The organism is Sporomusa malonica (assembly GCF_900176355.1).
Classification (GTDB): domain Bacteria; phylum Bacillota; class Negativicutes; order Sporomusales; family Sporomusaceae; genus Sporomusa; species Sporomusa malonica.
Map to the genome: position 1 here is coordinate 35,900 of NZ_FWXI01000014.1, position 12,481 is coordinate 48,380.

General features: G+C 45.6%; 10 protein-coding genes. All 10 read left to right on the forward strand.

Features of this window, described 5'->3' with window-relative positions:
* Positions 1 to 41 precede the first annotated feature (41 nt).
* The 10 genes from lepA (at position 42) to mtaB (ending at position 12,400) form a co-directional block, all read left to right on the forward strand.
* Complete coding sequence (lepA, locus tag B9A22_RS15520) at positions 42 to 1,838, forward strand: translation elongation factor 4 (RefSeq protein ID WP_084576866.1); 1,797 nt, start codon at positions 42 to 44, stop codon at positions 1,836 to 1,838.
* 12 nt (positions 1,839 to 1,850) lie between these two features.
* Positions 1,851 to 2,990, forward strand: coding sequence for a radical SAM family heme chaperone HemW (gene hemW / locus B9A22_RS15525; protein ID WP_084576867.1), 1,140 nt, complete (start codon positions 1,851 to 1,853; stop codon positions 2,988 to 2,990).
* Positions 2,991 to 3,091: 101 nt separating this feature from the next.
* Positions 3,092 to 4,123, forward strand: a complete 1,032-nt coding sequence (gene hrcA / locus B9A22_RS15530; protein WP_084576868.1) for a heat-inducible transcriptional repressor HrcA — start codon at positions 3,092 to 3,094, stop codon at positions 4,121 to 4,123.
* Between the two features lie 14 nt (positions 4,124 to 4,137).
* On the forward strand, positions 4,138 to 5,721 hold the full coding sequence (locus B9A22_RS15535) for a TCP-1/cpn60 chaperonin family protein (protein WP_084576869.1): 1,584 nt from the start codon (positions 4,138 to 4,140) through the stop codon (positions 5,719 to 5,721).
* 18 nt (positions 5,722 to 5,739) lie between these two features.
* Positions 5,740 to 6,321 (forward strand): nucleotide exchange factor GrpE, encoded by a 582-nt coding sequence (gene grpE / locus B9A22_RS15540; protein ID WP_084576870.1) that lies wholly within the window; start codon positions 5,740 to 5,742, stop codon positions 6,319 to 6,321.
* Between the two features lie 31 nt (positions 6,322 to 6,352).
* A complete protein-coding gene (dnaK, locus tag B9A22_RS15545; protein WP_084576871.1) occupies positions 6,353 to 8,194 on the forward strand; it encodes a molecular chaperone DnaK in 1,842 nt (613 codons plus the stop codon).
* 20 nt (positions 8,195 to 8,214) lie between these two features.
* Positions 8,215 to 9,351, forward strand: coding sequence for a molecular chaperone DnaJ (gene dnaJ, locus B9A22_RS15550; RefSeq protein ID WP_084576872.1), 1,137 nt, complete (start codon positions 8,215 to 8,217; stop codon positions 9,349 to 9,351).
* Between the two features lie 35 nt (positions 9,352 to 9,386).
* A complete protein-coding gene (gene prmA / locus B9A22_RS15555) occupies positions 9,387 to 10,325 on the forward strand; it encodes a 50S ribosomal protein L11 methyltransferase (protein ID WP_084576873.1) in 939 nt (312 codons plus the stop codon).
* Between the two features lie 12 nt (positions 10,326 to 10,337).
* Positions 10,338 to 11,075, forward strand: a complete 738-nt coding sequence (locus B9A22_RS15560; protein ID WP_084576874.1) for a 16S rRNA (uracil(1498)-N(3))-methyltransferase — start codon at positions 10,338 to 10,340, stop codon at positions 11,073 to 11,075.
* Positions 11,076 to 11,077: 2 nt separating this feature from the next.
* Positions 11,078 to 12,400 (forward strand): tRNA (N(6)-L-threonylcarbamoyladenosine(37)-C(2))-methylthiotransferase MtaB, encoded by a 1,323-nt coding sequence (gene mtaB / locus B9A22_RS15565; RefSeq protein WP_084576875.1) that lies wholly within the window; start codon positions 11,078 to 11,080, stop codon positions 12,398 to 12,400.
* Positions 12,401 to 12,481: the final 81 nt, after the last annotated feature.

Genomic DNA, 12,481 nt, shown 5'->3' on the forward strand with positions numbered 1-12,481 from the left:
CGTAAAAAAGCTTTATTATACCAGGGAGGAGCCCCAGTTTGATGGATACAGGACATATTCGTAATTTTTCAATCATTGCCCACATCGACCATGGCAAGTCGACGCTTGCAGACCGGTTGTTGGAGTACACAGGAGCTCTCTCTGCCCGCGAGATGGAAAACCAGGTGTTAGACCAGATGGAGCTTGAGCGCGAGCGTGGCATTACAATTAAAGCTCAGGCTGTCCGGTTATCTTATACAGCAAAAAACGGCGAAACGTATATGCTTAATCTGATTGACACTCCAGGACACGTTGACTTTACGTATGAGGTTTCCCGCAGTCTGGCTGCTTGCGAAGGAGCGCTTTTGGTGGTTGATGCCGCTCAGGGAATCGAAGCCCAGACTCTGGCTAATGTATACCTGGCACTCGAACATAACCTTGAGATTATTCCAGTAATTAATAAGATTGACCTGCCAAGTGCAGAGCCGGAACGGGTTAAAACCGAAATTGAAGACGTAATTGGCTTAGATACCACTGATGCCGTATTGGCTAGTGCCAAGAGCGGGATTGGTATTGAAGACATTCTTGAAGCAATTGTTAGGAAAGTTCCCCCGCCGACAGGCAAAGTAGACGACCCCTTAAGTGCCCTTATTTTTGATTCTCATTTTGATTCATATAAAGGCGTAATTGTTTATGTCCGAGTTATGAATGGCCTGATCAAACCTGGCATGAAGATTAAAATGATGGCAACCAATAAAGTCTTTGAGGTTACTGAGGTTGGAGTTTTCCGGCCGTATTTGGCTAATGTAAATGAATTAGGGCCAGGTCAGGTCGGCTTTGTTGCCGCAAGTATTAAAAACGTAAAAGATACCAGAGTAGGCGACACAGTTACCAGCGCAGAACGACCGGTAGCCGAGCAGTTGCCAGGCTATCGAAAAATTACTCCGATGGTATATTGCGGTCTTTATCCGGTCGATAGCTCTGACTATGAGAACTTGCGTGACGCATTGGAGAAACTTCAGTTAAATGATGCCTCGCTGGTTTTTGAACCTGAGACTTCTATTGCACTTGGTTTTGGTTTTCGCTGTGGGTTCTTAGGACTACTTCATATGGACGTTGTCCAAGAACGTCTCGAACGTGAGTACAATCTTACTCTTATCACAACGGCGCCAAGTGTTATTTATCGTGTGTTTAAAACTGATAGTGAAGTTATTGAAATTGAAAACCCATCCAAACTACCTACAGCGCAAGAGATTGACCATGTTGAAGAACCTTATGTAAAAGCTACAATTATGGTTCCTAATGACTATGTAGGCGCGGTTATGGAATTGTCTCAGGAAAAGCGCGGCGAGTTTAAAGATATGAAATATCTTGATGCTAACCGAGTTATGCTGACATACCATTTGCCGCTCAGTGAGATCATTTTTGATTACTTTGATAAGTTGAAATCATCAACACGTGGCTATGCTTCTCTTGATTACGAGCTTCTGGGCTACCAGACTTCAGCGCTCGTTAAACTTGATATCCTGCTTAATGGCGAGCCTGTAGATGCTCTTAGTGTAATCGTCCACCGAGATCGGGCAACACATCGCGGCAGGCAGCTCGCGGAGAAGTTAAAAGAGATTATTCCCCGGCAAATGTTCGAAATTCCTATTCAGGCTGCTATCGGCAGCAAAGTTATCGCGCGGGAGACTGTGCGGGCCATGCGCAAGGATGTGCTTGCTAAATGCTATGGCGGCGATATTACCCGTAAGCGGAAGCTGCTTGAAAAGCAAAAAGAGGGCAAGAAACGGATGAAACAAGTTGGCAGCGTGGAAGTTCCGCAGGAAGCATTTATGGCTATTTTAAAAATGGATTAAAGGTTGAACGCGATGAGTAAGCTTGGCCTATATGTTCATATCCCATTTTGCCGGCAAAAATGCTTGTATTGTGACTTTTCTTCCTATCAGGGAGTAGAGCATCTATTTGCAGCTTATACCGCCGCCTTGTGTCAGCAGATTGCTGAGCAGGGCGGTGTGTTATGTAAGTCGGTTGTTGACACAATCTATATTGGCGGTGGCACACCCAGCTTGTTGCCTGTTCAGCTTTTAGAGCAAATAATGTCCAGTCTTTATGCTAATTTTCATGTCAGCAATGAGGCTGAAATTAGTATGGAGGCCAACCCGGGAACGGTAACACGAGCGCAGTTGAGTGCACTGAAAGCTGCAGGGATAAATAGACTCAGTTTTGGCGTACAGTCCTTCAACAATGAATTACTTGCAGGATTGGGGAGGATTCATCAGGCCACTGATAGTCTAACTGCAATTGAATACGCATATGCCGCTGGGTTTAATAATATTAGTATTGATTTGATGTACGGTCTGCCGGGACAAACATTCGAAGGGTTTGCCTGGGAGCTTGAGCAGGCAGTTGCGGTTAATACCAGCCACATTTCGGTATATGGCCTTAAACTGGAAGAAGGCACTCCATTAGCAGCAGCCTATGATCGAGGGTTGCTTAAATTACCAGACGAAGCAACCGAGGAAGCAATGTATGATCACATGGTTGACTTTTTGCCTGGCCGGGGTTTGCTGCGTTACGAGATTTCAAACTTTGCTCGACCAGGTTTGGAGTGCCGCCATAACTTGAAATATTGGCAGTATCAACCCTATTTAGGTATTGGCGCCGCAGCACATTCCTTCTTAAATGGTGAGCGGCTAAGTAATGTAACGGGAATTCCGGAATACATCAGTGCCATATTTGAGGGATGTTCCCCGGTTGTAATGAGAGAAACACTAACTAACGACCAGTCGATGGCCGAGTATATATTTTTAGCATTACGCACTTCTCAAGGGCTGACCGTAGCTAATTTTTCTCAACTTTTTTGCGTTGATTTTTTCAGACATTTCGGCAATATTTTTGAAAAGCTCCAGCGGCAAGACTTGGTGGAAACAGATAGCAGGCGAATATGGCTGACTGACAGAGGCATGAAATTTGGTAATATTGTATTTAGTAGTTTTTTGCCTGATTAGATAAGCAGTACTATCTTGACATTAAACCCAAGGAGTGGTATTTTTTTAGTAGGTGTTAGCACTCGATTGACATGAGTGCTAACAACAGGGAGGTGTTGTCGATGTTAGACGAAAGAAAGCGCCAAATACTGCAGGCCATTATTGATGATTACATATCTACCGCAGAACCGATCGGCTCACGGACGATTGCACGAAAATACAATTTAGGGGTCAGTCCTGCAACTATTCGTAATGAAATGGCAGATTTGGAGCTTTTAGGCTATCTTGAACAACCGCATACTTCCGCTGGCAGAATACCGTCAGTCAAAGGCTACCGTTTTTATGTTGACTGTTTATTGGCACCACCCCAGATCTCCGACCAAGATATTGCCATTATTGATAATTGGTACCATACTAAGGCCGGACGGATTGAAGAAGTATTCCAAGAGACAGCTAAGATATTGTCTCGCATGACTCGGAATGTTTCCATGGTACTAGCGCCACAGGTGTCACAGTGTACTTTTAAATATCTTCAGTTTTTACCACTGGATGAGCGTCGATCAATCGTTGTCATAGTTACAGATACCGGGCTGCTGGAAAATAAAATAATAGAAATACCTGAAGGGCTCTGTCATGAAGACTTGAGCCGGGTGGCAACAGCAATAAATTCCCGGCTTGGAGGCTTAGCTGTTGACCGGATTACGACGCCGGTTCTAAAAGATATTCAAAACGACATTTTGCCTGACCCTCAAGTATTTGAACGGGCTATTACACTTTTAAAGCATGTTCTTACAGTTGAGAAAAATGAGAAGATTTATCTTGGCGGTACGAATCAGATGTTAAATCAGCCTGAATTCAGGGATGTCGATAAAGTTAAAGACTTATTAACCATGTTTGAGGAAGACCGATTGCTCTGCGATATTCTTCATATGGCCGATAGCGATGGAGTTGTTGTTACTATTGGGCAGGAGAATAAATATATAGGCATTCACGACTGCAGCGTTGTTCAAGCCACTTACCGCATTGATGGTCAGGTGGTAGGAACTGTAGCCGTGTTGGGCCCCACCAGAATGGAGTATGGAAAAACTATGTCTGTGTTAAAGTTTATGCAGCGCCATTTAGGTGATATTCTGAAAAAGTATAAGGTGTTATAGATGGGGGGAACTACATGAATTTAAAGCAAGCTGGCAGTGGCGCTGATGTGGATGAGCGTTTGGCCGCCCTATTAACTAACGCGAATGCTGTGCGGGCAATTACCGCTGCCGTTGAAGGAACTATCGGCCCGAAAGGGCTTGATACTATGCTGGTTGACCGCTTTGGCGAAGTCATCATTACCAATGATGGTGTTACCATTCTAGATAAGATGGACGTCAATCACCCTGCAGCCAAAATGCTGATTAATACTGCCAAGGCGCAGCAAGCAGAAGTAGGAGATGGTACAACTACTACCACAATTATGGCCGGCAGCCTGGTATCAGAAGGCGTAAGTCAGGTCATGCGCGGTGTACCTGTTGCCAGGGTAATTGAAGGAGTAAAATATGGCATAGCTAAGGTCTTAGACGGCGTTAAGGAACGCGCTCGTACTATTACCGAGGTGAATGACCCTATCCTCCGGAGTATTGCCATGATTGCCGGGCGGGAACATGATGATATTGCCGACTTGGTCGTGGAAGCAGCCAAGCTGATTGGTGTAGAAAAGCTCAACGAATATAACTTTAAGCTATCCGAAATCATAACCGCTGAAGCCGGTGCCAATAACGAGGTATTCATGGGCGTTATTGTTGATCAGGAGCGCATGACTCAAGAAATGCCTGAGGAAATAGTAGGCGCAAAATTACTACTGATTGATGATGCCCTTGAGCCGGAAGAGATTGAAGATGAGGCGTTAAGTACCGAGGCTGGTTTTAAACGCTACATTGATCTTCAGGACGAGTTTAAGAAAAATGTTCAAAAAATTGTTAGCCTTGGTGTGAACGTTGTTATGGTTGACCGTGGTGTACATAGTGCTGCCGAAGAAATTCTTACAGATGCCAACATCATGGTGATTGAACGCGTATCGTCAAAAGACTTGCGCCGAGTGGCCGATCATACCGGTGCGAGGATGATCAAACGCACTGGTCTCAAAAAGGAACCTGCTGATATTGAAAAATATCTGGGGGCTGCTGAAAAGGTCTACCAAGATGAAAAACTCGAACAGGTACGTGTTATCGGCGGTAGCGGCAAACCTATGGCCACAATATTAGTAGGGGCAGCGACTGAAGAGGTAGTTGGAGAGCGCGAGCGTATTGCAAAAGATGCTGCTTCAAGCGTACAGGCTGCTGTGAAAGGCGGCTATATACCAGGTGGTGGCTCGATAGAGGTTACCATGGCCAGGGAGGTCGGTAAGTACCGCGATAACCTCAAGGGAATGGCTGCCTATGGCCTTGACTGCGTAACAAACGCTCTTAAACAGCCTTTGTCGCAAATCGTAGAAAACGCCGGTTTTAATCCGCTTGAAAAGGTAGAAGAAGTTGTTACTACCCAAGCAACGCAAAACTGCGATTCGCTTGGTATAGATTGTGATACTGGCGAAGTAGTCGATATGCTTGAACGGGGCGTCGTTGATCCTGTCCCCGTAAAACTTCACGCCATAAAGGCTGCAGGTGAAGTGGCTGTAGCCATTTTGCGTATTGATACTATTATTAAGAAAAAAGAAGAAGGGGCTAATGCCCAGAAGGCAGGCGCTGCAGATAGCGGTATGCCGGATTTTTAACTAGCGGAGGTGGAATTTATGGCAAAAAAAGAGCAAGAGGAAAAGCAAGAGCAAGTGGAGGCCAATACAGGCCAGGAAAATGAATACGCTGATACGGCAACTAGTGATAATCCAGAAATTTGCTTTTCGCCCCAGGATGTAAATCAATTTTTGACTGCGCTAAATGAGAAAAGTCGCTTGCTTGATGAAATGACTGACAGATATAAGCGGCTGCAGGCCGATTTTGATAATTTCCGGCGGCGTACCAGGCAGGAAAAAGAAGAATTATCGATAGTAGTAGCTGAACGTATTATCTGCGAGCTATTGCCTGTAGTCGATAACTTTGAACGGGCAACTGCCAGTTCTACAACTGATCTCAATACATTGACAACAGGTGTCCAAATGATTTTCCGGCAATTGAATAATTCTCTTTGCCAGTTAGGTGTAGAGCCTGTCAATGCTGTGGGCAATATGTTTAACCCTGCCGAGCATGAAGCAGTTATGCGGGTTGAAGCAGACGACCAGCCTGATGGCATGGTCATCGAAGAGTTGCAAAAAGGCTATAAAGTCAACGGACGGGTAATTCGCCCTAGCATGGTAAAAGTAGCAGGAAACAGTTAATTAAGCATTTTACTTAAGGAGGAAATTAACAATGGCAAAAGTAATTGGTATTGACCTTGGTACTACTAACTCATGTGTGTCTGTGATGGAAGGCGGCGAGCCTGTTGTTATCCCCAACCCGGAAGGTAGTCGCATTACGCCTTCAGTAGTTGGTTTTTCAAAAAATGGGGAGCGTTTAATTGGACAAATAGCTAAGCGCCAGGCAGTATCTAATCCTGAAGGCACAGTTAGCTCTATTAAGCGCCATATGGGAACTACTTATAAAGTAAATATTGATGGCAAAGATTATACTCCACAGGAAATTTCAGCTATGATTCTGCAAAAACTAAAATCTGATGCAGAGGCTTACCTTGGCGAAACCGTGACTCAGGCTGTAATTACTGTTCCTGCTTACTTTTCTGACAGCCAGCGTCAGGCTACTAAAGATGCTGGTGCTATCGCTGGCCTTGAAGTGCTTCGTATTATCAACGAACCTACTGCGGCTGCTCTGGCCTATGGTATGGATAAAGGCAACGACCACACCATTTTAGTATTTGACTTGGGTGGCGGTACTTTTGACGTGTCCATTCTTGAGCTGGGTGACGGCGTATTTGAGGTTAAAGCCACAAGTGGTAATAACCGCCTTGGCGGCGATGATTTTGACGAGCGTATTATGAATTGGCTGGTAGCCGAATTCAAGAAACAGCAAGGCATTGATTTGGCAAATGACCGTATGGCCATGCAGCGTTTACGTGAAGCTGCCGAAAAAGCCAAAATTGAATTGTCAGGCGTACTTACTACCAATATCAACCTACCGTTTATCACTGCTGATCAGACTGGACCGAAACACCTTGATATTAACCTGACTCGTGCTAAGTTCGAGGAACTGTGCGCTGATCTTATTGAATCTACCATGGGACCAACCCGCCAGGCCTTGAGTGATGCCGGGCTATCAGCTAAAGATATTGACAAAGTTATTCTTGTTGGTGGCTCCACTCGTATCCCGGCCGTCCAAGAAGCTATTAAAAAGTCCTTGGGGAAAGAGCCACACAAAGGTGTTAATCCTGACGAGTGCGTAGCTGTTGGTGCTGCCATTCAAGCCGGCGTGCTTGTCGGTGAAGTAAAAGACGTATTACTCCTGGATGTTACACCGCTGTCCTTGGGTATTGAAACTCTTGGCGGGGTATTTACCAAAATTATTGACCGTAACACCACCATTCCGACTTCCAAGAGCCAATCCTTCTCGACTGCTGCTGATAATCAACCATCTGTTGATATTCATGTACTGCAGGGCGAGCGCGAAATGGCGTCTTATAATAAGACGTTGGGACGCTTCGAACTTTCAGGCATTCCTCCTGCTCCACGCGGTGTTCCGCGCATCGAGGTTACCTTCGATATTGATGCTAATGGTATTGTTCACGTCTCTGCAAAAGATTTAGGAACAGGTAAAGAACAAAAGATTACAATTACTTCTTCGGGTGGACTTGATAAAGATGAAGTAGAAAGAATGGTAAAAGAAGCCGAGTCCCATGCGGCTGAAGACAAAAAACGCAAGGAAGAAGTTGAAGTACGCAACAATGCCGACTCACTGGTATATAATGCAGAGAAAACCATCAAAGAGTTTGGCGAAAAAGCTGATAAAGCCCTTGTAGAAAAGGTTCAACAAGCTGCTGATAAACTGAAGGAAACGTTAAAAGGCAGTGATATTGAAGCAATCAAAGCTGACACTGAAGAACTTACTAAACCGCTTTATGAATTGTCAACTGCTATGTATCAAGCTAATGCTCAAGCTGAGGGCGCCCAAGGTGCCCCACAAGGTGGCCAGCAAGGCGCTCCAAATGACGATAAAGTAGTGGACGCCGAATATAAAGTGGTGGACGAAGATAAGAAATAATTTTTTTGGGATGGTGTGAAGTGAGTAAGCGAGACTATTATGAAGTGCTAGGCGTAGCCAAGACGGCGTCTGAAGACGAACTGAAAAAGGCGTACCGCAAACTGGCCCGCAAGTACCATCCTGACGTTAACCGCGATGAACCCAAGGAAGCCGAGGAGAAATTTAAAGAGATAAACGAAGCTTACGAAATTCTATCAAATACCGAACGCCGGGCGCAGTATGACCAATTTGGTCATGCTGCGTTTGATGCCGCTAATGGCGGGGGCGGTTTTGGTGGTGGTGCCGGTGCCGGCGGCTTCTCTGATATATTTGACATGTTCTTCGGTCAGGCTGGGTTTGGTTTTGGCGGTGGTCGGAATACTGGGCCAGAGCGGGGGCCTGATTTACGGTACGATATGGAGATAAGTTTTGAGGAAGCAGCTTTCGGTTTAGAGACTGAAATTCAAGTGCCGCGGACTGAAGACTGTAGCGCCTGCCATGGTTCAGGCTCAGCACCTGGAACTCATCCAGAAACTTGTCCTGACTGCCGAGGCACAGGCCAGGTTCAGGTAACGCAAAATACTCCTTTTGGCCGTATGGTTAATGTTAGAGCCTGTGAGCGCTGTCGTGGAGAAGGAAAGATCATTAAGTCGCCGTGCAAAGAGTGTAACGGGCGGGCTAAAGTCCGGGTTAAACGCAAAATTAAAATCAAGATTCCGGCTGGCGTTGACAATGGATCAAGACTTCGCGTAGCGCATGAGGGTGAAGCCGGGCAACGTGGTGGTCCCCCAGGGGATTTATATGTTTATCTTTTCGTAAAAGCGCATAAACTGTTTACACGTGAGGGTAATGATGTTATTTGTGATGTGCCGATTAATTTTGTTCAGGCTACTTTGGGGGATGAAATCGAAGTTCCAACACTTGACGGTAAGGTCAAGCTGAAAATTCCTGAAGGTACACAAACAGGCACAGTATTCCGCATCAAGGATAAAGGAATCCCGCATTTACGCGGTCATGGACGCGGCGACCAGCATGTGCGGGTTAAATTAATAACCCCTAAGAAGCTAACTGACCGTCAAAAGGAGCTCTTACAGGAGTTTGCTCAAGCCGGAGGCGCTGATCCTACATCAGAGGAAAAAGGGTTTTTTAAAAAGTTTAAAGACGCCTTTGGCGTGTAATATATTTATATTTGAAGTTTAAGGGGCGATGGCGCATGAAATGGGCTGAGATCAGCATTCAAACCTCTCATGAAGCTACTGAAGCAGTGGCCGATATTTTCCATGACCTGGGCTCTAGCGGGGTAGTAATCGAAGATCCAGAACTGGTAAATACGTACCGGCGCTCAGGGAGTTGGGATTATTGCGACATCCCCGAGGAACTCAATACAGAAGTTGTAATTATCAAAGCTTATTTACCTGTTGACGAGCTCTTAGACGATAAACTGCGAGTTTTTGAAGAACGAGTAAACGAGTTGCACGAACATAACCTTGATAAAGGGCGGGGCTGCATTAATTGCCGTGAAGTACAGGAAGAGGATTGGGCTTCTTCCTGGAAAGAATATTTTCATCCAGTGCGGGTGAGTGAGCATATTGTCATTAAGCCATCTTGGGAAGAGTATTTGCCAGCTGTAGGGGATCTCGTTATCGAACTAGATCCAGGCATGGCTTTTGGTACAGGTACGCATCATACTACTGCTATGTGCATCCGCTGCCTGGAAGATGTTATCAAGCCGGATAATATTGTCTTCGATGTTGGCACAGGTTCTGGAATATTGGCAGTTGCTGCAGCTAAACTGGGAGCCGCCAGCGTACGAGCTGTTGATCTTGATCCGGTAGCTGTGCGGGTAGCCAAGGAGAATGCTGCATTTAACAACGTCACTGAGACTGTAGAAATTACCCAGGGTGACCTTTTGACAGGTGTAGATGGTAAGGCCGATGTGATCGTTGCGAATATTATTGCTGATATAATTATAAAAATGCTGCCTGACGTTCGAACACGGCTGGTCGGTAAAGGCGTATTTATTGCCAGTGGCATTATTACCGAGCGTTTGAGTGATGTCACTGAGGCACTCATTGATAATGGGTTTGTTATTGATAAAGTGATTGAAGAAGGCGGCTGGGTAGCCATTGTGGCTGGCAGCGGCAGCCTTTAAGGGGGCGCTTGCATGCGCCGTTTCTTTATCGATGCGCCCATTAGCCAAACTATGGTGATTGACGGTACTGACGCCCGTCATATAGCTTCTGTGCTTAGGATGACCGCTGGGGATACTGTGTTAGTGTCTGGTCAAAACAAAAAATCTGGTAAGGCTGAAATCACTCAAGTAAGTCCTGAGGCTGTCCAGCTCAGGTTGATTGAGCTTATTGAAGACAAAACTGAGCCACCACTGGCTGTCTATCTTGTTCAAGGTTTGGCCAAAGGCGAAAAGATGGACTTTATTGTGCAAAAAGCGGTGGAACTTGGCGTGTATGGCATAATTCCGGCAGTCACTGAGCATTGTGTAGTTAAATATGATTTGGCTAAACAAACAGAAAAGGTGGCACGCTGGCAAAAGATAGCCCGTGAAGCTGCCAAACAGTGCGGTAGGAGTTATATTCCTGAAATATTACCAGTGACCCGCCTCGCCGATGTGCTTAAAAATAACGAATTTGTCTCTGCAAGTAAAATCATGCTGTATGAGGGACAAGCTTCTCAAGGCTTAAAACAGACATTGACCGAAACTGGTAGGCCGACCTATCTACTGTTTATTGGTCCGGAAGGCGGTTTTAGCTCAGATGAAGTTGAGTTATGCCTGGGACATGGCGTTAAAGTTGTTACCATGGGGCCGCGGATTATGCGTACTGAGACAGCAGCTTTAGCTGCGTTAACTGCTGTTATGTATCAGTGCGGCGATTTAGGGGGCTAGCTATGCCACAAGTGGCATTTACAACACTGGGCTGTAAAGTAAATCAGTATGAAACCGAAGTAATGGAAGGCTTGTTTAAAGCTCGTGGTTACGAGGTAGTTAGTTTTAGTGAGCAGGCTGATGTCTATGTGATTAACACCTGCTCAGTCACTAACCTTGGCGAAAAGAAATCCCGGCAGCTCATTCGCCGGGCCAATCGGCAGAATGCCGGTGCGATTATTGCTGTTGCAGGGTGCTATTCTCAAGTTTCACCCGGCCAAGTTGCTCAAATCCCTGGTGTTGACGTTATTGTTGGTACTCAGGATAGAGCACAGATTGTCGAATTGGTAGAGTCAGCTGCTGCTAATAACCGGACTGCCCAACTGAACGCTGTTACTGATATCATGCAGGCCAGGGAATTTGAGGATATACCGCTATTTTCTATCCCGGGCCGAACAAGAGCTTTCTTTAAGATCCAGGAAGGCTGTACTAATTTTTGTACATATTGCATAATTCCTTACGCCCGTGGTCCTTTGCGTTCCAGGCCGCTTGCCAGTATTGCTGCAGAGACCGAGAAGCTGGTTGCAGCCGGGTTTACTGAGATAGTGCTCACTGGGATTCATTTAGGAGCTTTTGGTCGTGACTTGGCTAATGTGGGGACAAAGGTTACGCTTACTGATGCCCTAGAGACAGTGTTGGCTGCTGGCGGCAGCAGACTAATGCGTCTTAGATTGGGTTCGCTTGAATCGGTGGAGGTGTCTGACAGACTAATATCTATAATGCAAACAGATAAGCGTCTCTGCCCGCATCTTCACTTGCCGCTTCAATCAGGCGATGACAGGATTTTGAAAGCCATGAATAGGCATTATACTACTTCTCAGTATCGGGATTTAATTGCCGGCATAAAAGTTCAAGTGCCGGAAATTGCGATTACCACTGATATCATTGTTGGGTTTCCAGGGGAAACCGACGAAATGTTTGAAAGTACGTTGGCTTTTGTTAATACTATGGCGTTTGCCAAGATTCATGTATTTCCCTATTCGCGCCGGACAGGTACCCCAGCTGCCGAATTCTCTGCGCAAGTGCCTGAAGTTGAAAAAAAGCGGCGGGTACAACAGCTGCAACAGATAGCTGATCGGCAGACTGAAGAATTTCATAAGTCGTTTACTGATCAGATGCTTGATGTATTGGTTGAAGCTACAGAAACTAAGGGAATAATCTCAGGCTTGACCGGGAATTATATACGCGTTTACACAAGGGGCAGTCAAGAAGACAATGGTAAAATTCGCAGCGTACAGCTTGAAGGGCTCTACCAAGATGGGCTTTGGGGCCGAATAGTTGAATAAAATTCTTTTTCTACCATTTTTCCGGCAGGAATTTGTGTAATTAGGCAGAATATTTTAGAGAGTAAGTGTATATTACTATCT